Here is a 23,569-nt window from a genome sequence, read left to right as displayed (position 1 = left end):
GCCGTACTCACGTGACCAGCCGGTAGCCGGCGCCCCGGACCGTCTCCAGCCGGTCCCGGCCGAGCTTGCGGCGCAGGTAGCCGACGTACACCTCGACGACGTTCGGCGCGGTACGGAGGCTGGCGTCCCAGACGTGGTCCAGCAGTTCGGTCTTTGACACCACCTCGCCGGCCCGCCGGAGCAGGTACTCGAGCAGGGCGTACTCCCGGGCGGTGAGCTCCACCTCCACCCCGCCCCGGGTCACCCGACGACGGGCCGGGTCCAGGGCCAGGTCGCCGGCGACCAGTACCACCGGGCGGCGCGGCGCACCGCGGCGGAGCAGTGCGCGCAGCCGGGCGAGCAGGACCACGTACGAGAAGGGTTTGGTGAGGTAGTCGTCGGCCCCGCAGTCGAGCCCGTCGGCCTGGTCGTACTCGCCGTCCTTGGCGGAGAGCATCAGTACGGGCAGCCAGTGCCGCTCCGCCCGCAGTTGACGGACCACCCGGTAGCCGGAGAGCCCCGGCAGCATCACGTCGAGGATCATCGCGTCGTAGCCGCCGTGTCGGGCGAGTTCGAGCCCTTCCGGCCCGGTGCCGGCCACGTCGACGACAAATCCCTCGGCCTGCAACCCGCGTTGCAGCGCCGTGGCCAGTCGGGCCTCGTCCTCCACCACCAGCAGTCGCACCGCCCAAGCGTGCCACCTCCGGGCGAATCCGGACCACGCCGTTCTCAGCGGTTTCACAGTGCCCCGGGGGCAGGATGGGAGCAGGAGGTACGAGCATGTCCGTCTTTCACACCCGTCCCGCGCTGCGCTGGCTGGTGCCGACCGGTACGGCCGTGGCGATCATCGGCGGCGGCGCGGCGATCGGCACCTTCGCCTCGGCGGCCGAGCCGAGCCTGCCCGAACGCAGCGCCGCCCAACTTCTCGTCGACCTGCAGACCGCCCGTCTGGACGGTCTCTCCGGCACCGTGATCAAACGCGCCGACCTGGGTCTGCCGAGCCTGCCCGGCATCAGCGGACGGGGCAGCGCCGACCTGGCCGCACTGGTCTTCGGAACGCACACGATGCGGGTCTGGTACGCCGGCCCGGACCAGACCCGGGTCGCCCTGCTCGGCACGCTGGGCGAGACCGACGTGATCCGCAACGGCCAGGACATCTGGATCTGGGACAGCCAGGAGAACAAGGCGACCCACAGCACGCTGTCCGACCCGAAGGACGCCCAGCGGCCCGACCTCAGCCACCTGCCGGCCACTCCGCAGGAGGCGGCCGACCAGGCGCTGGCCGCGATCGACCCGAGCACCCGGATCAGCGTCGGACGGACGACCTCGGTCGCCGGACGGGACGCCTACGAACTGGTGCTGACGCCCCGGGACTCGACCTCCCTGGTCGGCCAGGTCAAGATCGCGGTCGACGCCGCCGAACACGTACCGCTGCGGTTCCAGGTGGTGCCGCAGGGCACCCGGCAGCCGGCGTTCGAGGTGGCCTTCACCCACGTCGACTTCGACCGCCCCGACCCGGCCCAGTTCACCTTCAACCCGCCGCCGGGTACGACGGTGACCGAGGAGCCGGTCCAGTCGGACCGGAAGCCGGCCGTACCGGAGCACGCCGAGCGGCCGAAGGCCGTCGGTACGGGTTGGACGACGGTCCTCGTCGGCCGGCTCCCGGAGACCGCCGGCGGTACGGGCTCCACCCCCGCCGGCGCCGAGGGCGCCGGGCTGGGCGGCTTCCTCGACACGTTGCCGAAGGTCAGCGGCGCCTGGGGCAGTGGCCGGGTGCTGACGAGCAAGCTCTTCACCGCCCTGCTCACCGACGACGGGCGGCTGCTGGTCGGCGCGGTGAAGCCGGAACGGCTCTACGACGTCGCCCAGAGCGGCAGATGAGCCTCGCCAGGTCGGTCACTGCGGGCGATCCGGCGCCGTCGGTAGCCGGCCTGGCGGTGCAGAGCGAGGGACTGAGCAAGCGGTTCGGCCGTCAGGTCGCGGTGGACGCCGTCGACCTGACGGTCCCGCGTGGCTCGGTGTACGGATTCCTCGGACCGAACGGTTCCGGCAAGACCACCACCATCCGGATGCTGCTCGGGCTGGTCCGACCGACCGCCGGCGGTCACCGCCTGCTCGGCGAGCGGATGCCGGACCACGCGGCCGGGGTGCTGCCCCGGATCGGCGCGCTGGTGGAGGGTCCGGCGTTCCATCCGTACCTGTCGGGGCTGGAGAACCTGCGCCGGCTCGACGCGGCGGACCGTACCGCCGATCCGCGGACGGCGTCGGCGCGGATCGGCGCGGCGCTGGACCGGGTCGGGCTGGGCGCGGCGGCGGGCAAGCGGTACCGGGCGTACTCGCTGGGCATGCGGCAGCGGCTGGCCCTGGCCGCGACGATCCTGACCCCCCGGGACCTGCTGATCCTCGACGAGCCGACGAACGGGCTCGACCCGCAGGGCACCCGTGAGGTACGCGCCCTGCTCACCGAGATCGCCGCCGAGGGTGCCACCGTGCTGCTCTCCACCCACCTGCTCTCCGAGGTGGAGCAGGTCTGTACGGACGTGGGGGTGATGCACCGGGGAAGGCTGGTCGCCCAGGCGCCGCTGGCCGAACTCCGGGCGTCGGCGGCGCCCCGGGCCCGGGTGGAGACCGACCATCCGTCCGAGGCCGCCCTGGTGCTGCGGGAGCTCGGTCTGGTCGAGGTCGCCACGGCCGCCCGGGAGGCTACCGGGGTGCTCGGGTCGGTGCCGCCGGAGAAGGTGGTCGCCGCGCTGGTGCACGCCGCCGTCCCGGTACGCGGTTTCGCGGTCAACGCTCCGGGCCTGGAGGAACTGTTCGTCTCGCTCACCGGGGAGGGATTTGATGTCAGCGGTTGACGTGGTGCCGACCGGGCGGGGTCCCCGGCCCGCGCCCGCCGTGCGGACCGGGTCCGGCACCGCCCGGTTCTTCCGCTCCGAACTGCGGCTGATCTTCGGTCGGCGCCGCAACCAGGCCGGGATGGCGGCGCTGGCCGCGATCCCGGTGATCATCGCCGTCGCGATGCGGGTCACCGATCCGCCGGCCGACGGCGCCCACGACCCCGGCTTCTTCTCCGCGATCACCGGTAACGGGTTCTTCGTGGCGGTGGCCGCGCTCGGCGTACAGATCGGGTTGTTCCTCCCGGTGGCGGTGGCGGCGATCGCCGGGGACAGCGTGGCCGGCGAGGCGAACCTCGGCACCCTGCGTTACCTGCTGACCGTCCCGGTCGGCCGCAACCGGCTGCTCGCCGTCAAGTACGCCGGCATCGTCGTGTTCGCGGTTGTCGTCACCCTGCTGGTGGCGGCCGTCGGCCTGCTGGCCGGACTGGCGCTCTTCGGCGGTGGGCCGGTCACCCTGCTCTCCGGAACCCAGGTCGGCTTCGGCGAGGGGCTGCTGAGGCTGCTGGGCGTCTGCGGTTATCTCGCGGTCGGGTTGTGTGCGCTCGGCGCGCTCGGGCTCTTCGTGTCGACGCTGACCGAACAGCCGATGGGCGCCACCATCGCGATCACCATGCTGGCGGTGGCGAGCCAGGTGCTCGACGCGATCTCCCAGCTCGACTGGCTGCACCCGTACCTGTTGACGCATCACTGGCAGGACTTCGCCGAGCTGCTCCGCGATCCGGTGTCGTTCGAGGCGCTCCGCCCCGGGCTGCTCTCGGCGGCTGCGTACATCGCGATCTTCCTCTCGGCGGCCTGGGCCCGCTTCGGCGGGCGCGACGTGACCGGCTGATTCCTTCCCCGCGCGGGCCCGACCAGCGGCGGGTCCGGTCGACGCCGGCAGCGGCGGGTTCGGCAATCTCAAGATTCACTCATGATCGATCCTCGATGATTGAACTGGGTGTCAACTGTAGGCAGTATTCAGTCGCCGACCGCCAAGGTCAGTGACACCCCCGTTCATCCCCGAGGAGTTCGCCATGCCCGTAAGCAGTCGCAAGACATTGGCAATCGCGCTGGGTACGGCCGCGATCGCGGCGACCCTGTCGGTGCCCAGCCCGGCGGCCGCCGGCCCTGACCCGTGCGGCGTCACCGTCGAGCACGAATCGTGGCAGCGGGTCGACAGCGTGACCCGGCAGCGCAAGTGGTACTGGAGCTTCTACAACTGCGGCAGCGCATCGGCCAAGCGCAAGATCATCATCGGCGGCGGGCCGGACGTGTGCAAGACCGCACCGGCGCGCGGATACGCCACCTACACCCGCTGGGAGTCCGAGTCCTGGGGCATCAACCTCGGTTCGTACGACGGCACCAGCAACTCCTGCTGATCCCCATCGGGTAACCCGCCACGGGCACGGCCCCGTCGCGCCACCGGTCAGCTCCGGTGCGACGACGGCTGGTCGTGCCCGTTCGGCTCTGACCGGCCGCCTCGGCGCTCCCCCGGCCTCGGGCGAACGTCGTCGCCGCGCAGGTCATGCACGAGATGCCGACGGCGGGAATATCGCGCCCGAACGGGCGACAGCAGCGCGGGAACCCGACAGATTCCACCGGATGGCGACATGGCCGATGCCATCCGGACGCGCTATCTTCTACCAGTTCGGGCACAAAAAAAGAACGGCACTTTATGCCGTTCGGACATCAGCTTAACCGATGGAGCGACAGTTTGTCAAAGCACTCCGGCGTTTCGGATGACCAGCGACGCCACGACAAAACCGTCCGACGTACGGTGACGGAACCGTCCGGCGACGTGGCCGGTGTCGCACCCGGCACGTCCCCGGCCGACACATCCGCCGACGAGATCGCCGGCGAGCAGCGGTACGTCTCCATGCTCTACCGACAGCTCGACGGGCTGCGGGCCCAGGCCGCCCGCCGGCTCGCCACCGCGCTGCGCGGTTCCGGCGGTACCCAGCAGGAACGCTCACAGCGCGACAGCACGGTACGGATGTACACCGACCAGGTGGAGCGGCTCGGCGCCGTGGAGCAGGGACTCTGCTTCGGCCGTCTCGACCTCGACGACGACACCCACCTCTACGTCGGCCGGATCGGCATCTTCGGCACCGACGAACACGACGCCCTGCTGCTGGACTGGCGCGCCCCGGCGGCCCGGGCCTTCTATCTGGCCACCGCCGCCACACCCGACGGGGTACGCCGGCGCCGGCACATCCGGACCCGGTACCGCGAGGTGGTCGGGTTGGACGACGAGGTGCTCGACCTGACCGACGCGACCCTGGCCGGCAGCCGGAACACCGGTGGGCTGACCGGCGAGGCCGCCCTGTTGGCCGCGGTGAACGCCAGCCGTACCGGACGGATGACCGACATCGTCCGGACCATCCAGGCCGAGCAGGACACGGTCATCCGGGCCGACCTGGACGGGGTGCTCGTCGTCCAGGGCGGGCCGGGCACCGGCAAGACCGCGGTGGCGCTGCACCGCGCGGCGTACCTGCTCTACACCCACCGCCAGATCCTCTCCACCCGGGGCGTGTTGCTGGTCGGTCCGAACGCGACCTTCCTGCGCTACATCTCGCAGGTGCTGCCGACGCTCGCCGAGACCGGGGTGCTGCTCCGCACGGTCGGCGAACTCTTCCCCGGCGTCACCGCCACCCGGGCCGAATCGGCCGAGGTCGCCGAGATCAAGGGCCGGCTCGACATGGTGGAGGTGCTGGCCGCCGCGATCCGGGACCGGGAGCGGGTACCGGACGAGCCGGTGGAGATCAACATCGAGCGGGACCGCGTGGTACTGACGCCGGCCACCATCGCCGCCGCCCGGGACCGGGTCCGCCGGATGGACCGCCCACACAACCTGGCCCGACCGCTCTTCGACATCGAGATCATCCACGCGCTCGCCGACCAGCTCGCGGAACGGATCGGCGCCGACCCGCTGGGCGGGGAGAACCTGCTCGACGAGGCCGACCTCGCGGAGTTCCGCCGGGAGCTGCGGGCCGAGCCCGAGGTGCAGGCGGTACTCGACTGGCTCTGGCCGGTGCTCACCCCGCAGCAGGTGGTGGCCGGACTCTTCGCCTCCGACACCCGCCTCGCGGCGGCCACGACGAACCTCACCGAGGCGGAGCGGGCCGCGTTGCGCCGCGAGCCCCGGGGCGGCTGGAGCCCGGCCGACGTACCGCTGCTCGACGAGGCGGCCGAGCTGCTCGGCGAGGACGACCGCGCCGCCCGGGCGCGGGCCGAACGCCAGCGCCAGGCCGAGATCGAGTACGCCGAGGGCGTGCTGGAGATCGCCGCCGGCTCCAAGTCGATCGACTTCGAGGACGAGGCCGACGCCGAGGACGGGATGCTGGACGTCACCGACCTGCTCGTCGCCGACCAGCTGGCCGACCGGCAGGTCGACGGTGAGCAGCTGACCACCGCGGAACGGGCGGCGGCGGACCGTGGCTGGGCGTTCGGTCACGTGATCGTCGACGAGGCGCAGGAGCTCTCCCCGATGGCCTGGCGGGTGCTGATGCGCCGCAGCCCGAACCGGTCGATGACCCTGGTCGGCGACGTGGCCCAGACCGGCGCCCTCTCCGGTGCCCTGTCCTGGGACCGGGTGCTGGAGCCGTACGTCGGCGACCGGTGGCGCCTGGAGGAGCTGACCGTCAGCTACCGCACCCCGGCCGAGATCATGGCGGTCGCGGCCAAGGTGCTGGCCGAGATCGACCCGACCCTCACCCCGCCACGGGCAGTACGCGGCACCGGCGAGCAGCCGTGGGACGAACGGGTACCCCGGGCCGGGCTGGCGGACCGGCTCGACGCCGCGATCCGGGCCGAGGTCGGTCAGCTCGGCGACGGCCGGCTCGGGGTGATCGTGCCGGCCGGCCTGGTTGACGAGCTGGCCCCGGTGGCCCGGGCGGCCGAGCCGGAGGTGGCGCTCGGCGACGACCCGGAGCTGCGCAGCCGGGTGGTGATGCTGACCGTCGCCCAGGCCAAGGGGCTGGAGTTCGACTCGGTGGTGGTCGTCGACCCCGAACTGATCGTGGCCGAGTCACCCCGGGGACGCAGCGACCTGTACGTGGCGTTGACCCGCGCCACCCAGCGGTTGGGTGTGCTCCGCACCGGGTGAGTCGGTCGTCCCGCACCGGCACGCCGGTGGCCGCCCGGCCGAGTTCCCGTTTCCGGCCGGTGCGTCCGGTTCCGACGAGGTGGTCCGGTCCGGAACGTACCGGACCGGACCGCCACCACCCGCCTCGGACCGGCTATTTGTCGGTGAAGTTGCCGATCTGGGTCGCCTGACCGGATCCGTCGCTGGTCGAGCCGCTCGCCGGGGTGTTGGTGCCGCCGGTCGTGGCGTCCCCGGTGGTGGTCGGAGCCACCTTTCCGCCCGGTCGTCGGGGCCGCCGTCGGGCGCTGGCCGGCCCGGCACTACCGCCGGTGGTGGTGACCACGCCCCGGTTACGGGTCGGTCCACCGTCGCGCAGCACGTCCGGATCGGGCGCCCGGTCGGCCGGGTCCTCGATGTCGAGTTCGTGGGCCGCCCGTCCCTCGTCGACCGGGAGTGTGACCTCGTCCACCGCGCCGGGACCGTACTCACCGCGGCCGACCCGCTGCTCGGCCCGGCTCACCGACCGCTGCCGCTTGTCCTCCTCGCGCACGTCCACCACCTCACCCTTCGCTCTGCGTTGCGCGGAGTGTCCCCGGTGCCCGGGTCGGCAAACGCCGGACGGCCCGGCCCCGGCGTACCGGCCGGCGGATCGGAGCGGCCCGACCGGCGGGCCCGGGATCGCGGCCGGGGGGCGACAGTTTGTGGTCAACCCCGTCGGGTAGCCAACGGGTGGCCCCGCCGTGGGCGGCACGTGACCGCTCCGACGAGGGCAATCGCCAGAGATCTCATCGAATCCGAGGAGGAAAAGATGAGTACGCAGACCCCGTCCAGGCAGTCGATGGACCAGCAGCAGATGTCGACCATGCAGTCGGCGCCCACCCGCGAAATGTCGAGCCAGGGCATCTCCAACCGGCAGATTCAGGACACCCTGTCGGAGATGCAGCGGCGGATGGCGGACGACGACCGCCGAGCAGGTCGCGGCAACGAAACGAAACCGGCTTTCCTGAGCACCGAACTGTACGTCTATCTGCTGGCCGTCGGTGGTGTCTTGGGTGTGTCGGCCTGGACCGGCACGAACGCCGCCGGGACCGACCAGTTCCCGGTGAACCAGGCGTGGTTCTTCATCACCCTGCTGACCATCGCGTACCTCGGTAGCCGTGGTCTGTCGAAGCTGGGTAACGCCTGGCGACGCTCCGGCAAGTAACCGCTCCCCGGAGCACCCGGTGCGAGGCATCGGGCCGCCGGAGAGTGACCGGTGGTAGCGAAAGATGACGGTGACGGCCCCCGCCGAACTCGGCGGGGGCCGTCACCGTGCGTCAATCCGAGCGCTCTCACTCGTCGCCGAAGTCGCCCTCGAAGGCGTCCTCCAGCAGTTCCCCGGCGATCATGCCGCCGCCGATGCCGAGCGCGGCACCGGCGACCATGCCGCCCATGCCGCCGTGGTGGCCGTGGTGGCCCTGGTGGCCCTGCTTGCCCGGCCGGCCGCCGTGGCCGAAACCGGGACGGCTGGCGTAGCTGGACACCGTCTGCCCGAGCCACGCCTCCACCTGCTGACGCCAGTCGACCTGGTCGACGCCGGCGTGCGAGACGGTGTACCGGCCGACGGTGTCGTGCCCGGCGGTGAAGAGGCCGCCGCGCTTGTCGCACTCGATGATGACGTCAACGCCCTGCTGGTTGGTCACGAAGGTCAGCTCGACCTCGCGGATGGCGTGCGCGTACTGGGGTGCGGCGTAGAACTCGATCTCCTGGTAGAACGGCAGGGTCTGCTGCACACCGTGGATGTGGCCCCGTTCCAGATCCGCGCTCTTGAACTGGAACCCGAGCTGGGCGAACGCCTCGAGGATCCTCTCGTGCACCGGCAGCGGATGTACGGCGACCGGGTCGAGGTCGCCCTTGTCGACCGCGCGGGCGATCGCCAGTTCGGTCCGCAACCCCATGGTCATGCCACGCAACCGCTGGCCGTAGACGTCGGTGATCGGCGTCTCCCACGGCACCGGAAGCTGGAACGGGATGGACAGCTCCTGCTTGGCGTCCAGCCGCATCGCCCCGCTCACCGGAAGCCGGTAGAACTCCATGGTGCCGGCGTACTCACTGTCACCGGCCTCCATCTCGACCCGGGTGACCAGGGCGAGCGTGATCTGTTCGATGTCGGCCGCGGTGTCACCGCCGCGCAGGTTCACCTGCCCGTCGAGCACCAGGCCAGGCCGGGTGTTCGGGTTGGTCAGCACGGTGTCCACACTCGGACCACCGACGCCGAGCGCGCTCAACATCTTCTTGAAGACCATAGGGTTTGCTCCTGTGGACGGAGGGTTACTCCTCGTGACGGCGGATGGCCGTGGATCTCGGCACAGTCCTCCACGGTGGATCATCACACCGTGGGGTGACCTTATTCACCGTAGCTGTGAGGTTGCTGAAAGCGCTCGTACGGTCACTCGTTAGAGTGACCCACGCGCCGCGCTCCCGCGTCGGGACCGGCCCGCCGGTGCTGACCTGGGGCCGCCGTAGACTCCGCGCATGCGTGTCGGCATCGTGATCCTTCCCGATCAGCGCTGGTCCGTGGCGGCGGAGCGGTGGCGCCGCGCCGACCAGTGGGGCTTCGACCACGCCTGGACGTACGACCACCTGGGCTGGCGTGACCTGGTCGACGGGCCGTGGTTCGACGCGGTCACCACGTTGACCGCGGCTGCCTCGGTCACCGGCCGGATCCGGCTCGGCACACTGGTCGCCTCCCCCAACTTCCGGCACCCGGTGCACTTCGCCCGCGAGGTCACCGCGCTGGACGACATCTCCGGCGGTCGGCTGCTGCTCGGACTCGGCGCGGGCGGGATCGGCTTCGACTCCGCGGTACTCGGCGGTGACACGCTGCCGCCACGGCAACGCGTGGACCGGTTCGGCGAGTTCACCGAACTGCTCGACCTCGTACTGCGTACCGACCGGGTCAGTTGGCGGGGCGACTACTACGCGGCGGTGGACGCCCGCAGCACTCCGGGCTGTGTCCAGTCGCCCCGGGTGCCGTTCGTGGTGGCGGCGAACGGGCCGCGCTCGATGCGGCTGGCCGCCCGGTACGGTCAGGGCTGGGTGACGACCGGGGCGCAGGGCTCCGACGACCTCGCCGCGTGGTGGCGGTCGGTCGCCGAGTTCTCCGCCCGGCTGGACGAGACCCTGGCCACGGTCGGCCGCGACCCGGCCACCCTGGACCGCTATCTGTCGCTCGACTCCGCACCGGTGTTCTCACTGTCCAGCGCCGAGTACTTCGCCGAGGCCGTCGGTAGGGCCGCCGAGCTGGGCTTCACCGACGTGGTGACCCACTGGCCGCGCGCCTCGAGCTGGTACGCGGGCGACGAGGCGGTACTCGAAGAGGTGGCGACGGAGGTCCTACCGCGCCTGCGTCGGGCCGGCTGAGTCGTCGGACCGTCGCCGACGGCGCAGCGGTGAGTACCCGGGACGGCCGGGCCCGGATCCGGGCCCGGCCGGGCACCGCGTGGCCGGACATGCCGGCCGGTGGAGCACGAGGGTCAGCTCGCGGCGCAGCTCACCGTCGGTGCGCTGTTGCTGCCGGTCCAGGAGCCGAGGAACCCGAAGGCGGTGCTCGCCCCGGCGCCGAGGCTGCCGTTGTGCGAGACGTTGCGGGCGCTGACGCTCGATCCGCTGGTCGTGACGGTCGCGTTCCAGGACTGGTTGACCCGCTGTCCGTTGGCGAAGGTCCAGCTGACGGTCCAGCCGCTGATCGCGGCGCTGCCGGCGGTCACCCGCACGTCGGCCTGGAAGCCACCCTGCCACTGACCGGTGATCGCGTACGTCGCGGAGCAGCCGCGGGTTCCGCCCGGTGGGCTGGTCGGCGGAGTCGTCGGCGGGTTGGTGGGCGGAGTGGTCGGCGGCCGGGTGGTCGGCGGAGTGGTCGGTGGGTTGCCTCCGCCGTAGACGGTCGCCTCCCGGGCGGTCTGCCGGATCCCGTTCGCACCGTTGAAGATCCGCTGACCCCACGAGGTCAGCTGACCCGCGTTGAAGTTGGTCACCATGTCGAGGTACTCGACCCCGCCCCCGTTGCCGCTCCACGACCAGCCGATGTAGCCGATCCCGTTCTGCTGGGCGTACGACATGATGGTGTCCTCGTCCGGGTTGCCGTCCGAGTGGTTGTGCCCGAACTCCCCCACCACGATCGGCAGGTTGGCGCTACGGAAGCGGCCGAGGTAGTCGGTGATCTCGGCGGCGGTGTCGAAGACGCCGTACATGTGGATCGAGAAGACGGTGTTGCGGTCCGGGTCGCTGTTGAAGACGGACTGTGCGTTGTCCCGCATGATGAAGCGCCAGTCCTGGCCCCACATCGGTGCGTCGACCATGATGGTGTGGTCGAAGCCGGCGCTACGCAGCCGGCTGATGGCGTTGCGGGTGTGCGTCGCCCAGTTCGCGCTGACGCTCTCGTTGTTGCCGAACGGCTCGTTGCCGATGTTGAGGATGACGTAGTTCTCCTGGCCGGTCAGCGCGCTCTGGATACTGATCCAGTAACTCACCGCCTGGTCCAGGGTGATCGCCGCGCTCTCCTCGCCGTAGCCGGTGGTGTCGTGCACCTCCAGGACGCAGATCAGCCGGTTCTGCTTGCAGAGGCTGATCACGTTGGCGACGTCGCTGGCGCTGTTCTGGGTCCAGCGGGCGCCACTGCTGAGTACCACCCGGACGGTGTTGGCGCCCAGCGACTTGATGTTGGCGAATGAACCGGTTTGGCTCGCGTACCAGGCGTGCGGGTGACTGACCCCGCGCATGATGAACTGATTGCCGTTCGCGTCGAGCAGCCGCCCGCCGCTGACCGTGAAACCGGCTGCGGCCCGTGCCGGCGCGGAGACCACGACGAGGGCGGCGACCACGGCGACGATCAGGGCGAACAGGGCTGCGGCGACGACCGAGACTCTCTTCTTCATGACCTACCTCAGGGAGGAACCCCCGTGACGGGGGGAGACGTGAGGGGTAGGCAACTGCTGCCCGACAGTTACCAGCCGACTCCCTGTGGCGGCACGGATCAGGGTAGGCCGATGAAGGAGTTAACGCAACCGGTTAAGTAACCGGCCAAGGGTGTGGCCGCGTCAAACGAGGCGGTCGACCGGCCCCGGATCGGTCCCGCCGACCACCCCGGCGGGTCGGGCTCCGGCCGAGCCGGCCCCCGAACCCGCCGGGTCGACGGTCACCAGGACGTCGGCTTGCCGGGCGTGTAGAGCCAGGTCTGGAAGAAGGCGTCCAGCTGCCGTCCGGCGGTCCGCTCGGCGAGCCGGACGAAGTCGGCGGTGCTCGCCGTGTCGTTGCGGTTGCCGGAGTACCAGGTCCGGAGGAGGGCGAAGAACGCCCGGTCGCCGATCTTCTTTCGTAGCGCGTGCAGCGTCATCGCGCCCTTGGTGTAGACCGAGCCGGCGAAGAGGTTCGACGCGCCCGGGTCGCCCGGCGGCGGGTTCCAGAGGCTGGCCGTCTCCGGTCGGGCGTAGTTGGTGTCGAACCGCGCCTGCGCGGTACGTCCCCCGGTGTGCTCCTCCCAGAGCCACTCGGCGTAGCTGGCGAACCCCTCGTTGAGCCAGATCTCCTGCCAGCTGGCCGGGCTGACGCTGTTGCCGTACCACTGGTGGGCCAGCTCGTGCGCGACCGTCGACTCGGACGGCGGGCCGGAGTAGATCGGCCGGGTCTGGGTCTCCAGGGCGTACCCGGCGTCGGAGTCGTCGTCGACGATCGCGCCGTACGAGCTGAACGGGTAACGACCGAACAGGTCGGAGAAGTACGCGATCATCTCCTTCGTCCGATCCAGCCCGGCGGCCGCGTCCGGGCCCAGGTCGCGGTCGACCGCGTCGATGATCGGCAGTCCCCGGGGTCCCCGCGAGAAGCGCAGGTCGTAGTCGCCGACCGAGGCGGTGCTCAGGTAGCTGGCCATCGGGTCGCGGGCCCGCCAGACGAACGTCGTCCAGCCTCCGCTGGTCCGCCGGTCGACGAGTTCGCCGTTGGCCACCGCCGTGCTGCCCGCCGGAACGGTGATCCGGAAGTCGTAGCTGGCCTTGTCGGTCGGGTGGTCGTTGACCGGGTACCAGGTCGGGGCCCCGTCGGGCTCGTTGGCCACGAACGCGCCGTCCGGCGTGGAGACCCAGCCGTAGAGCGCACCCTCGTTGTCGGTCGGACGACCGGTGGTGCCGTCGTAGCGGATCACCACGGTGAACCGCTCACCCCGGGCGAGGCCGTACCTCGGGGAGATCCGCAGTTCCTGGCCGTCGCGGTCATGGCGGGCCGGACGCCCGTCCACGGTCACCGACCGGACCTCGAAGCCCCGCAGGTCGAGGTTGAACCGGGAGAGCCGCTCGGTGGCCCGGACACTGAGCGTGGCCACCCCGGTGAAGGCACGGCTGACCGGCTCGTACCGGATGTCGAGTCCGTAGTGGAGCACGTCGTACCCGCCGTTGCCGGCGGCCGGGAAGTAGTCGTCACCGACGCCCGGGGCGCCGGTTCCGCCGCTCCCGCCGTGGCCGGCGCCGTGGCCCCGTCCGGTGGCCACCGCTGGAGCGGCACCGAGCGAGACCGTCACCGTGGCCGCCGTCAGCACGGCACCCAACCGTCGAAAGATCACCATGGTCCGACACGGTAGTCCCGCCGGTGATCCCGGGGAAGACGCCGCGACCGGGTGGCGCCCGGGCGGCCGGGCAAGCCGACCGCCACGGGTGCCGTCATCCCCACCACAAGGATGATGCACCGGCAACCTTAACCGGTTAAGGCGACCGTACCCGGAGCAGCGGCAGATAGTCAAGTACATCACTGTCTTTGGTTGCGGAGGTGAGGGCGTCGGAAGTGACGGATGGGACGGGAACGCCTCGGCAGCCGGACGTCCCCACCGGTCCCGACCGTCGCCGGACACGCCGTCCTGCGGACATCCGGATTCACCACGGCCATCCGGGGTAGTCAACGGGAATCGGACGGCAGAGGAGGCCGGCATGGTGTCGGTGGGCTACACCCTGATGTGTGAACAGACCGGGCCCAAGGAACTCGTCCAGCAGGCGATCCGGGCCGAAGAGGCCGGCTTCGACCACCTGGTGATCTCGGACCACTACTACCCCTGGCTGGCGTCACAGGGCCACTCACCGTACGCCTGGTCGGTGCTCGGGGCGGTCGCCCACGCCACCTCCCGGATCAAGCTGATGAGCTTCGTGACCTGCCCGATCCGGCGGTACCACCCGGCCGTCGTCGCCCAGAAGGCGGCGACGATCGGGGTCATGTCGGACGGCAGGTTCACCCTCTCCCTCGGCGCCGGGGAGAACCTGAACGAACACGTCGTCGGCGCCTGGCCGCACGTGCACCAGCGGCACGAGATGTTCGAGGAGGCACTGCAGATCATCCGGCCGCTGCTCGACGGGGACAACCTCTCCTACTCCGGCAACCACTTCGAGGTGCCGGAGGCGTACCTCTGGGACCGGCCGGAGACGCCGGTGCCGATCGCCGTCGCCGCCTCCGGGCCGCACTCGGTCCAACTCGCCGCCGAGTACGCCGACGCGGTGGTCTGCGACAACCCCGACGCCGGGGTGATCCAGTTGTACGACGAGGCCGGCGGCGCCGGCAAGCCACGGTACGGCCAGGTCGCGGTCTGCTACGGCCCCGACGCCGACGACTGTCGCAAAACCGTGCACGAGCAGTGGCGCTGGGCCGCGCTGAACTGGACCGTCAAGTCCGAACTGCCCGGCCCGGAGTCGTTCGTCGGGGCGAGCGAGACCATCCGCCCCGAGGACATCGCACAGACCGTGCCCTGCGGCCCGGACCTCGACGCCCACGTCGCGGCCTTTCAGAAGTACATCGACGCCGGATTCACCGACGTGGCCCTGGTGCAGGTGGGTGTCGAGAGCCAGCCGATGTTCCTGGACTGGGCGCGGGACGAACTGCTGCCCCGACTGAGGGAGCTCTGAGGAGCGTGCGGTTCGGTGGAGTGGAAATCCGCCCGCTCGGTGGCGGCCTCGGCTGTCTGCTCATGATCCTGATCTCGGTGGTCGGTTCGATCGTGCTCACCGTGCTGCTCAACCTGGTGTTCTAGGCACTCCCGGTGTGGCTGGTGGACTGTCCCGCGCCCCGATCGTGGCCCGCCACGTCGCCCCCCGCACGGTCCACCGGCCGGGCGTTCCTCCCCACCGGGCCGGGTCGGGTGTCCCTGGCCCTCCCCCGCCGGTTGCCGCAGGCTCAGCGACGGGCAGCCGTACGGCTGTCGCGGCCACGACGGCGGAGACGCGTATGCGATTCAGAATCCTGGGTCCTCTCGCGGTCGAGGTCGCCGGTGTCCCGGTCCGGATCCGCAGCGCCCGGGTGGCCACCGTGCTCGCGACCCTTCTGCTCGAGGCGAACCGCACCGTGCCGATGGAGCGGCTGGCCGAGGCCGTGTGGGACTGGCATCCTCCGGCGACCGCCCGCAGCCAGCTGACCATCGTGGTGTCCCAGCTGCGCCGACTGCTCGGTCAGGCCGGCATACCGCCAGCGGTGGTCCGCACCGAACCGACCGGATACCGACTCTGCGTACCGACGGCGGACGTTGACGTACTGCTGTTCCGGCACCTGGTCGTGGAGGCCGACCGGGCGGCCGACGACGGACGCCCGGCGGCGGCCGCCGCGACGCTCCGGGCCGCGCTCGACCTCTGGCGTGGGCCGGCCCTGACCGGAATGCCCAGCCGGCTGGTCCGGACGGCGACCGCACTGCTCGCCGAGGCACGGACCGGTGCGCGGGCCAGGTGTGTGGAACTGGAGCTGGCCCTCGGACGACACCACCGGCTGGTCGCCGAGCTGCTGGACATGGTCGACACGGACCCGTTCAACGAGCGGCTCCGGAAATATCTGATCATCGCGCTCTACCGGTCCGGTCGGGTCACCGAGGCGCTGCGTGCCTACCAGGAGTTCCGGCACCTGCTCAGCGACGAGATCGGCATCGAACCGGGTACCGAACTCAGCGGACTGCACCGCCGGATCCTCAACCGGGATCCGACGCTCGATCCACCCGCCCAGGGCGACCCGACGGTCCACCGGGTAAGCCCGGCGGACCTGACGCCGGACCGTCCGGACGAAGCTGGTTCGGCACGGTCGGCTCCGCCGGCACAGGCCGATTCGGCACGGTCGGCCCGGCGGACAGACGCCGAGCCCGCGACCGGTGGACCGGCCGGAGCCGGTACGCCGCCGGCCGACGGTGACCCGGTGCCGGCCTGCCCGGGCGCGCCGGGGCCGGGCTGGTCGGTCCAGGGGCCATCGGAGGTCGTCGTGGTGTACGCGGACGAGGGCGTTGTCTCCGACGCCCGCGACAACCCGGGTCAACCGGACCTGCCGGGGTCAACCCCGGCAGGCTCACCGGCCGCTGTGGACGTCGCGACCGTGTCTGCCTGCGCTGTGGGCGTACCCGGACCGGTGGACGACACCCTGGTCGGCCCGTCGCCGCGCGACATACCGGCGCCGGGGCGGGTGCCTGACGACCCGGTGGCCCCCGTCGGGACGACGTCCTCCGGAACGGGTGTGGACCGGTCACCGGAGGCGGCGGTTCGGCGTCGTCAACACCGGCAGGCCCGTCCGCCGGCGCACAGCGTCCGGTCGGCGCCGGTCGACAGGCCCGACAACACCCGGGCCCCGCTCCCCTCCCCGACCCCGGGTTGTCCGACCGGATCGGGATCAGGCTGGAACAGCCGTGGGCCGCCGTACCGGAGCCGGAGCAGGAACGCCAGGTGTCCACTCAGCCCGGCCCCGAAGCCGGGGCTGACCCGCTGGTCCGACCCGTCCGGCAACACCGCCCGGCCGTCCCGGTGGAACCGCATCGCCCACAGCCTCCTGCCGAGCGCCTCCGCCTGGCGGGCGTAACGGTTTTCGGCGGTGACCCGGGCCAGGTCGAGCAGGAAGTCGGCGTCCCCGGCGAGGCCGTGGCAGTAGCCGGTGTCCGACCACCAGCGGCCCCGGAACACCGTCCGGGCCGCGGCCACCGCCCCGTCGAGATGTCGACGCTCGCCGGATCTGACGTACAGGCGGCACAGGAAACTGCCGATCCCGGCTGGTCCGGTGCACCGGTGCAAACTGGCGGCGAGGCCTGCGGGACCGTCCGGACCGGCGGCCAGGTACTCCGGCGCGGGGCCGGGTTCGGCTGGCCAGCGGGCGGCGCCGGTGTTGTCGTACCGGGCGGCGTCGAGCAGGGTGTCGCCACAGCGTACGGCGGCGGCGACAAGGTCCCGCCGCCCGAGCCGGTGGCCGGCGGCGAGCAGGAATCCGCCGATGCCCGCCGTACCGTGCAAGGCGCCGTACGAACGGTGTCCGGCGTACCCGGAACCGCAGGACGGGTCGACCGTCCAGAGCATCGCCGGGCCGGGCTGCACGGTGTCGAGCAGATGGGCGGCGGCAGCGGTGATCCGATCCCGCAACGCCGGCAGGTAGGTGTGCCGCCACACCTGCAACAGTCCGGTGCCGAGCCCGGCGACGCCGTGTCCGAGTCCCGGATCGGGCCAGACGACCGGCAGCCGCAGCGCCAGTTCCACCGCCCGGTCGACCAGTTCCGGCCGGCCGAGCAGTCGACCGGCGTCGCAGAGCGCCCAGGCGGTCCCGGCGGCACCGGCGTACAGCCCGGGTTGGGCGTGGCGCTCCTGGTCCAGGTGCCGGAGCAACCGGTCCAGCAGGCTGTCCAGCAGCCGCCCCGCCCGCCGTACGGTGCCCGGGCCGAGCAGCTCGGCGTCATCGGGACCGGCGGGCGACCCGCCGTCGGCGACCAGTCGGGCCAGTACCGCGACCGGGCCGGCGATGCCGTCCTGCACGGTGCACGGCTCGGCCCGCGCCTCGGCCCAGCGGAAGTCGGCACCCGCACGACGCCGCTCACCCCCGAGGTCGTGCGCCAACTGGCCCACGATGCCGTCGATGAGCTCGGCCCAGTCCTCGTGCGGCAGGGTGGGCAGTTCGTCCACCGTCTCGACGTCGGCTGGCGTATCCACCGGATCCGACACGGCGGGGACGGGGGCGCAAAGGGAGATCACCTCGTCCAGCCCGATCCGGTCGGTCGGCTCGGTCCGGAGCAGGCCGCTGATGATCCGCCGTACCGGGTCGGGCAGCGGCCGTCCGCCGAGCGGCGGCTCCAGCAGTGCCGCCACCCGTTCCTCCAGCGACCGGCGGGGCGGCAGGTCGGCGGCGTGGTGCGCCGGTGCGGCCCGGCCGACCAGGTGCAGCGCGGTCATGCCCAGGCTGAACAGGTCCGCCGTGGGATCCGGCGCGCTGCCCCGCACCTGCTCCGGCGCGTGGTACGCCGATTCGGCACCCGCGCCGTCGAACCGCGCCCAGTCGTCCGGGCCGCCGGTACGTAACGCCGCCGACTCCAGGTCGATCAACCGGAGCGTCCCGTCGGGCAGCACCAGTACGTTGTCCGGGCTCAGGTCCCGGACCACCACGTCCATCGCGTGCACCGCACGGAGCAGGTGGGCCAGCCGGTGCACCACGGGGAGCAGCCCCGCCACGTCGAGCGGCCGTACCGGGTCGGGCGGTAAGAGCTCGGACGGCTCGACTGTGTCGGATGGTTGGAGCACCGGGTCGGGCGACGCCGAGGTCTCCGGGACGTTCCCACCGGTGCCGACCGGATCTGGCCGGAGCTCCGCCAGTCGACGTCCCGGCAGCAGCTCCTCGACCAGGAAACGGTGGTCACCCTGGACGAACTCGCGCAGCGGTCGGGGCACCACGCCGAGCGGCGCCAGGTGCCGGAGCACCCGCGCCTCGTGGCCGAGCAGCTCACGGACATCCCGGCCGAGGGCGTCGGTGGCCACGTGCGGACGCGCCTCCTTGATCAACACCTCTGCCCCGGTACGCAGGTCACGTGCCCGGTACACCCCGCCCTGGTTCGCCTGCCGGAGGGCGGCGGTGACGGCGTACCGGCCGCCGACCAGCGCCCCGGCCGGCTCGGCCGGGCCGGTGGACGAGACGTCCACCGGTCCGGCCGCCCCCGTTGGCCCCATCATCCGCATCGCGGTGACCGACCACATCGATCCGACCGATGTGCTCGCCGCCGTGGCGGGGGACGTCCCGACCGCCGGTGGCACGAGGTGCCCCGGCGGCGAGTCGAATGCTGGTCCGGCCCAGGCCGGGGGTCGGAAGACCACCTCCAGCGCGTCCTCGACGAGGTTGCCGTCCGGGTCGACGAGGCACCGACGGTGCACCCCGTCCAGGTCCCGCACGGCGAGGTCCCGGAACAGGCCGTACCGGTAGTGCACCACCCCGCCGGCCCGGAACGGCCACGCGGAGAGGATGGTCGGACCCGGCATCCCGACCGTCGCCTCGTCGAGCCGCCGGACCAGATTCCGGAAGAGGTCGTCGTTCGCGGGATATGCGATGAGGAACCGGCCGGCGGCGGCCCGGGGCGCGCGGGCGCCGTTGAGTCGGACGACTCCCTCCACGGTGCTGACGAACGTGAACGGCGTATCCGTCTCGATCAGCAACGGCGCGCAGGCGGCCAGCACCTCCGGGGCGGAGAGCACGGTCGCCGACACCTGCAGGTGCCAGCCCTGCAGCCGGGCGGCGGGCAGCGCCGGGGTGACCACCGTACGGCCGGACCGCCCGTACACGGTCCAGCCGGCCAGCTGTATCCGGGCCAGCAGGTCGGCGACCGCCTCGGCCGGCGCGGCGAGTGTGTCCCGGCGCTCGGCGGCCACAGCGGCGACGCCGGGCCGGGCGGTGGCCTCGGACCCGACCGGGTCCTGGCCGGTCCGGTGGGCAGCCGCGCCCGGTCTGCGCTCTTCTGGCCGGGTCGACGGAACGTCGCCGGGACCCCGGTGCAGGATGGTGCGGGACAGCCTGGCCGTCATCGGTCTCCCCGGTTGCTGGTGGACAACGCGCCGGCCGTGGTGAGTGGCGGCCGGCGGCAACATCAGGTTGCCGAGGACCGGCATCGCCTCGCCATCGACCTGGTATCGGCCCGGACCCGGCCGAACAACAGCATCGCGGCAGAGGTTCCGACCCGGCCGCCGGTTTCTCCCGACGGCGCCGGGACGGTGGTCCCGGGTCACCGGGACGTCGGGGCGGACATGATTCCTAGCCGACGGCTGGTCCCGCAGCACCTTGAATTCCGGGCCTAGGCTGCGGGTGGACAGCCCGTCGCCGACCAGCGCCGATCACTGTCGAAGATGGATTCACGAGGGGAGTGTCATGACCAGACTGCCGAGCGGCCCGGCTTCGCCCGCGGACGTCCAGCCGATCGTCATCGCCAGCGACAACAGCTTCGCGCACGCCTACGACAGCGTGACGGACCTGCTGGGCGAAAAGGATCTCGGCGGGAAGGGTGGACTGGAGTTCTTCGACCGGGCGGGACGTCGGCTGACGCCGGTGTTCAACGACGCCTGGGAGCTGGAGAGTCTGGTCCCGACACTGGACGATGCCGACCCGGAGCTGGTCCAGGCCCGGCTGCAGGCTGTCGTCCAGCACGTCCGGGACTACATCAGCCGCCATCCGGACCTGGTGGCCGGCTCCGGACTGTCGTTGAAGGCGGCGATCGCCGCGCTGCCGAAGATCGGCGAGGGGACGCTGGTCGAGGACGCGGCACAGTTCCCCGGTCCCACGGCGCCGTCGTCGGACGGGCCCAACAGGTTGATGCACTCGGACGGATGGTTCCACAACGCGATGCACGCCGCCGGCTGGGCACACTGAGAATCGGAGCGGTCAGGGGTCGCTGGGGTGAGGTCCACGGAGAATGCCAGTCGTTGGTCGGCACGTCGGATCAGCCTGCTGGCCGGGGCATCGGCGGTCATCGCGCTGGTGGTCATCGGGCAACTGTTCAACGCTGACAACACGACGGGGGTACTGACCAGTCAGAGCAGCGTGGTCGCCGTCGCCTTCACCACGATGGGCGCGATGGTGCTGGTCAGCATGCCTGGCCACCTAGTGGGTCGGCTCATGCTCGCCGCCGGGGGGGCGGCGAGCATGAGCGTACTCACGGCGAGTTGGACCAGCCTGTTGGCGCTGGACTGGCTGAGCCAGTGGTCCTGGTGGCCGGCGTACGGGCTGATTGTCCTCGCTCTGCTGGTGTTTCCGGACGGACAGCTGCCGTCACCACGTTGGCGCCCGGTCGCCTGGCTCGTAATCATCGGTACCGTGGTCGCGTCGGTGGCCTTCGCGGTCGCCGCCCTGGACGATCCGCGGAACCTGATGAACACCGACGAAGCGGGAATCGCCGCCACCGACCGTGCCCAGCTGCTGGTCCAGATCGGGCTGCTCACCATCGCGGTGGTCATGGCGGCGCTGGTCGCGGTACTGGTCTCGCTGCTGACGCGCTGGCGGCGGGCCGACGGCGAGACCAGGGCGCAGCTAGCGTGCCTCCTCGCCGCGGGCATCCTGCTCGTCATCGGCCTGGTGTTGCACGTGCTGGGCCTGACCGGCGCCTGGATCATCATGGTGGTGGCGCTACCGGCCGGGATGGCGATCGCGATCCTCCGCTACCGGCTGTACGGGCTGGACCAGGTCATCAACCGGACCATCGTCTGGCTGGTGATGAGCCTGCTGGTGATCGCCGGGTTCGTGGGACTGGTCACCCTGCTCCGCGACCTGCTGATGTCGGGCAGCACCTCGAACGCCTCGCTGGTCGCGACCGGGCTGGTCGCGGTGGCCTTCGAGCCGGTACGCGGACGGGTCCAACGCGGCGTCAACCGGCTGCTCTACGGCGACCGGGACGACCCGTACCAGGTGATCACGCGACTGGGTGACCTGCTCGGGCGTACCGTCGAGCCGAACGCCGTACTGCCGCTGCTGACCGGGACCATCGCGGGCTCGCTGCGGGTGCCGCACGTGGCGGTCGAGGTGGAGGGTCGGGAGGGGCCCCGGATCCTCGCCGCACACGGAACGTCCAACACACCGGTCGAGTCGTTCGACATGGTCACCCGGGGGGAACGGGTGGGCCGGCTGCTGGTCGCGAACCGGAGCGCCACCAGCCGGTTCACCACCGTCGAGCGACGACTGTTGAACGACCTGGCCCTGCACGCGGCGGTGGCGGCCGACGCCGTACGGCTCGTCCACGACCTGCAGGACTCCCGGGAGCGGCTGATCACCGCCCGGGAGGAGGAACGGCGCCGGCTGCGCCGCGACCTGCACGACGGTCTGGGGCCGACCCTCGCCGGAATGGCGATGCAGGTACGCGCCGCCCAGAAGCTCGTCGCCGAACAGCCCCGGACCGCCCGGATCCTCGACGCGCTCGCGGTGGACCTGCAGACCTGCACCGGCGAGGTACGTCAACTGGTCAACCAGCTCCGGCCACCCGCCCTCGACCGTGGTCTCGCGGCGGCACTACGCAACGAGTGTGCCCGGTTCGACAGCGGCACGCTGTCGGTCCGGTTGCAGGTCGACGACGACCTGCAGGGACTTCCCGCGGCGATCGAGGTGGCCGCGTACCGGATCGTGGCCGAGGCGCTGACCAACGTGACACGCCACTCCCAGGCCGGCACCTGTCGGGTGACGGTGTGTCTGGACCGGGCACTCACCCTGGAGATCGTCGACGACGGTGTCGGGTTGGGTCCGCGCCGGCCCGGCGGGGTGGGCCTGGACTCGATGCGGGAACGGGCGACCGAACTCGGCGGCGAGTTCGAGATCGCCGCAGCGACGCCGCACGGCACCTCGATCCGGGTCCGGCTGCCGTTCCAGCCGACCGACCCCAACCGGACGGTGGACGGATCCGGGGCCGACGGGCAACCGGCCGATCGGGAGTACGGCCTGCCCAGCCCCCGTACGGCGGGGGAACGCACCAACCATGACAGACGGATCAACGGCGCCAGCATCCAGACACCGGATGGCGAGGGCGGTCGCATCGGATAGCCCGCTACGCTGAACCCGCGATGGCCGAGGCCGGCGTCGCGGGTTCGGAATGCCGGCCGGCGACATCGCCCCACGACGCTGCGGTGTGCAGAGGCGGGCGACGAGCATGGTGCACGGTGGACGGATTCTCATCGTCGACGACCACCCCGTGGTGCGTCGCGGCCTGCGAACCATGCTCGAGGGCGAGCCGTGGGTGAGCGAGGTCTTCGAGGCGGCCACCGTCGCCGAGGCCGTCACCCTCGCGGTCACCGAACGGGTTGAGGTGATCGCGATGGACGTGACGTTGCCGGACGGCGACGGTGTGGACGCGACCGGGCGGATCCTGCTCTCCTGTCCGGAGGCCAAGGTACTGATGCTGACCATGGCCAACGACGAGGAGATCGTGGTCCGGGCGCTGCGCGCCGGTGCCCGTGGTTACCTGCTCAAGGACACCGACCCCGACGCGGTCATCGACGCGCTCCGGACGGTGGCGCAGGGCGGTGTCGTGCTGGGTCCGGGGATCGGGCCGTCGGTGCTCGCCTCGCTCAACCGCGCGCCGGCCGAGTTGCCGGCGCCGTTCAACCAGCTGACCGCCCGGGAACGGGACATCCTCGGACGTCTCGCGCTCGGTGACACCAACGCCCGGATCGCGCGCCACTTCGGCCTGAGCGAGAAGACGATCCGTAACCAGCTCTCCGGAATCTTCGCGAAGCTCGGGGTCGCGGATCGGGTGCAGGCCGCCCTGCTCGCCCGCGACATCGGTCTGGGCGGTTGAGCCCGGGGCGTCCACCACCCGCGGTCGGTTCTCCACTGCTCGTGGTCCGGCGTCCACTGCCGCCCGTCGGTCTCCACGGCCGGC

Annotated in this window: 17 protein-coding genes and 1 pseudogene; 12 read left to right on the top strand and 6 right to left on the bottom strand. The window is 71.6% G+C overall.

The genetic code is table 11. The features are described 5' to 3' along the window. Window positions 1-7 precede the first annotated feature (7 nt). Window positions 8-664, bottom strand: a complete 657-nt coding sequence (locus tag V1633_RS10630) for a response regulator transcription factor (RefSeq protein ID WP_331214063.1) — start codon at window positions 662-664, stop codon at window positions 8-10. Between the two features lie 95 nt (window positions 665-759). Here V1633_RS10630 and V1633_RS10625 point away from each other — a divergent pair, with 95 nt between their 5' ends. The 5 genes from V1633_RS10625 to V1633_RS10605 all read left to right on the top strand — a co-directional run bounded on the left by V1633_RS10625 (window position 760) and on the right by V1633_RS10605 (window position 6,960). Further along, window positions 760-1,860 carry a LolA family protein gene (locus tag V1633_RS10625; RefSeq protein WP_331214062.1) on the top strand — a complete coding sequence of 367 codons (1,101 nt, stop codon included), beginning with the start codon at window positions 760-762 and terminating at the stop codon, window positions 1,858-1,860. Further along, window positions 1,857-2,834, top strand: a complete 978-nt coding sequence (locus tag V1633_RS10620) for an ABC transporter ATP-binding protein (RefSeq protein ID WP_331214061.1) — start codon at window positions 1,857-1,859, stop codon at window positions 2,832-2,834. The genes V1633_RS10625 and V1633_RS10620 overlap by 4 nt, the downstream gene beginning before the upstream one ends. Then, window positions 2,821-3,705 (top strand): ABC transporter permease, encoded by an 885-nt coding sequence (locus V1633_RS10615; protein WP_331214060.1) that lies wholly within the window; start codon window positions 2,821-2,823, stop codon window positions 3,703-3,705. Before V1633_RS10620 ends, V1633_RS10615 begins: the two co-directional genes overlap by 14 nt. 184 nt (window positions 3,706-3,889) lie before the next feature. After that, the gene (locus V1633_RS10610; RefSeq protein WP_331214059.1) at window positions 3,890-4,234 is read left to right on the top strand and encodes a hypothetical protein; all 345 of its coding nucleotides are present in this window, start codon (window positions 3,890-3,892) and stop codon (window positions 4,232-4,234) included. A 497-nt stretch (window positions 4,235-4,731) separates the two neighbouring features. Further along, the gene (locus V1633_RS10605) at window positions 4,732-6,960 is read left to right on the top strand and encodes a HelD family protein (RefSeq protein WP_331214203.1); all 2,229 of its coding nucleotides are present in this window, start codon (window positions 4,732-4,734) and stop codon (window positions 6,958-6,960) included. A 133-nt stretch (window positions 6,961-7,093) separates the two neighbouring features. Here V1633_RS10605 and V1633_RS10600 read toward each other — a convergent pair whose 3' ends face one another. After that, entirely contained in the window at window positions 7,094-7,489 is a 396-nt protein-coding gene (locus tag V1633_RS10600) for a hypothetical protein (RefSeq protein ID WP_331214058.1), read from the bottom strand. Between the two features lie 258 nt (window positions 7,490-7,747). Between V1633_RS10600 and V1633_RS10595 the strand changes: the two genes are divergently transcribed. After that, window positions 7,748-8,143 carry a hypothetical protein gene (locus V1633_RS10595; RefSeq protein ID WP_331214057.1) on the top strand — a complete coding sequence of 132 codons (396 nt, stop codon included), beginning with the start codon at window positions 7,748-7,750 and terminating at the stop codon, window positions 8,141-8,143. A gap of 127 nt (window positions 8,144-8,270) precedes the next feature. On the opposite strand, the gene V1633_RS10590 is transcribed toward V1633_RS10595, so the two are convergent. Next, window positions 8,271-9,224: a sporulation protein gene (locus V1633_RS10590; RefSeq protein WP_331214056.1), complete on the bottom strand. Its 954-nt coding sequence runs from the start codon at window positions 9,222-9,224 to the stop codon at window positions 8,271-8,273. A gap of 229 nt (window positions 9,225-9,453) precedes the next feature. Here V1633_RS10590 and V1633_RS10585 point away from each other — a divergent pair, with 229 nt between their 5' ends. Then, a complete protein-coding gene (locus V1633_RS10585; protein ID WP_331214055.1) occupies window positions 9,454-10,341 on the top strand; it encodes an LLM class flavin-dependent oxidoreductase in 888 nt (295 codons plus the stop codon). Window positions 10,342-10,454: 113 nt separating this feature from the next. Here V1633_RS10585 and V1633_RS10580 read toward each other — a convergent pair whose 3' ends face one another. Beyond that, window positions 10,455-11,855, bottom strand: a complete 1,401-nt coding sequence (locus V1633_RS10580) for a cellulase family glycosylhydrolase (RefSeq protein ID WP_331214054.1) — start codon at window positions 11,853-11,855, stop codon at window positions 10,455-10,457. A 260-nt stretch (window positions 11,856-12,115) separates the two neighbouring features. After that, a complete protein-coding gene (locus V1633_RS10575) occupies window positions 12,116-13,534 on the bottom strand; it encodes a M1 family metallopeptidase (RefSeq protein ID WP_331214053.1) in 1,419 nt (472 codons plus the stop codon). Between the two features lie 358 nt (window positions 13,535-13,892). Here V1633_RS10575 and V1633_RS10570 point away from each other — a divergent pair, with 358 nt between their 5' ends. Further along, window positions 13,893-14,855 carry a TIGR03557 family F420-dependent LLM class oxidoreductase gene (locus V1633_RS10570; protein ID WP_331214052.1) on the top strand — a complete coding sequence of 321 codons (963 nt, stop codon included), beginning with the start codon at window positions 13,893-13,895 and terminating at the stop codon, window positions 14,853-14,855. Between the two features lie 319 nt (window positions 14,856-15,174). Next, window positions 15,175-15,891 (top strand): annotated as a pseudogene (locus tag V1633_RS10565) (AfsR/SARP family transcriptional regulator); the annotation flags it as partial. A 578-nt stretch (window positions 15,892-16,469) separates the two neighbouring features. Here the strand turns inward: V1633_RS10565 and lanL are convergent. Continuing rightward, a complete protein-coding gene (gene lanL / locus V1633_RS10560; RefSeq protein WP_331214051.1) occupies window positions 16,470-19,739 on the bottom strand; it encodes a class IV lanthionine synthetase LanL in 3,270 nt (1,089 codons plus the stop codon). A gap of 340 nt (window positions 19,740-20,079) precedes the next feature. Here lanL and V1633_RS10555 point away from each other — a divergent pair, with 340 nt between their 5' ends. The 3 genes from V1633_RS10555 to V1633_RS10545 all read left to right on the top strand — a co-directional run bounded on the left by V1633_RS10555 (window position 20,080) and on the right by V1633_RS10545 (window position 23,485). Next, on the top strand, window positions 20,080-20,577 hold the full coding sequence (locus tag V1633_RS10555; protein WP_331214050.1) for a hypothetical protein: 498 nt from the start codon (window positions 20,080-20,082) through the stop codon (window positions 20,575-20,577). A 27-nt stretch (window positions 20,578-20,604) separates the two neighbouring features. After that, on the top strand, window positions 20,605-22,731 hold the full coding sequence (locus tag V1633_RS10550) for a histidine kinase (RefSeq protein WP_331214049.1): 2,127 nt from the start codon (window positions 20,605-20,607) through the stop codon (window positions 22,729-22,731). A gap of 106 nt (window positions 22,732-22,837) precedes the next feature. Further along, window positions 22,838-23,485 carry a response regulator transcription factor gene (locus V1633_RS10545; protein ID WP_331214048.1) on the top strand — a complete coding sequence of 216 codons (648 nt, stop codon included), beginning with the start codon at window positions 22,838-22,840 and terminating at the stop codon, window positions 23,483-23,485. Window positions 23,486-23,569: the final 84 nt, after the last annotated feature.

It is taken from the genome of Plantactinospora sonchi, from assembly GCF_036422035.1.
Lineage (GTDB): Bacteria > Actinomycetota > Actinomycetes > Mycobacteriales > Micromonosporaceae > Plantactinospora > Plantactinospora sonchi.
Note: the sequence above shows the minus strand (reverse complement) of the source record. Positions and strands in the feature narration are given on the sequence as shown.

Coding starts and splice junctions, on each gene's coding strand:
- V1633_RS10625 (WP_331214062.1), top strand. CDS start 760: ATGTCCGTCTTTCACACCCGTCCCGCGCTGCGCTGGCTGGTGCCGACC.
- V1633_RS10620 (WP_331214061.1), top strand. CDS start 1,857: ATGAGCCTCGCCAGGTCGGTCACTGCGGGCGATCCGGCGCCGTCGGTA.
- V1633_RS10615 (WP_331214060.1), top strand. CDS start 2,821: ATGTCAGCGGTTGACGTGGTGCCGACCGGGCGGGGTCCCCGGCCCGCG.
- V1633_RS10610 (WP_331214059.1), top strand. CDS start 3,890: ATGCCCGTAAGCAGTCGCAAGACATTGGCAATCGCGCTGGGTACGGCC.
- V1633_RS10605 (WP_331214203.1), top strand. CDS start 4,732: ATGCTCTACCGACAGCTCGACGGGCTGCGGGCCCAGGCCGCCCGCCGG.
- V1633_RS10595 (WP_331214057.1), top strand. CDS start 7,748: ATGAGTACGCAGACCCCGTCCAGGCAGTCGATGGACCAGCAGCAGATG.
- V1633_RS10590 (WP_331214056.1), bottom strand. CDS start 9,224: ATGGTCTTCAAGAAGATGTTGAGCGCGCTCGGCGTCGGTGGTCCGAGT.
- V1633_RS10585 (WP_331214055.1), top strand. CDS start 9,454: ATGCGTGTCGGCATCGTGATCCTTCCCGATCAGCGCTGGTCCGTGGCG.
- V1633_RS10580 (WP_331214054.1), bottom strand. CDS start 11,855: ATGAAGAAGAGAGTCTCGGTCGTCGCCGCAGCCCTGTTCGCCCTGATC.
- V1633_RS10575 (WP_331214053.1), bottom strand. CDS start 13,534: ATGGTGATCTTTCGACGGTTGGGTGCCGTGCTGACGGCGGCCACGGTG.
- V1633_RS10570 (WP_331214052.1), top strand. CDS start 13,893: ATGGTGTCGGTGGGCTACACCCTGATGTGTGAACAGACCGGGCCCAAG.
- lanL (WP_331214051.1), bottom strand. CDS start 19,739: ATGACGGCCAGGCTGTCCCGCACCATCCTGCACCGGGGTCCCGGCGAC.
- V1633_RS10555 (WP_331214050.1), top strand. CDS start 20,080: ATGACCAGACTGCCGAGCGGCCCGGCTTCGCCCGCGGACGTCCAGCCG.
- V1633_RS10545 (WP_331214048.1), top strand. CDS start 22,838: ATGGTGCACGGTGGACGGATTCTCATCGTCGACGACCACCCCGTGGTG.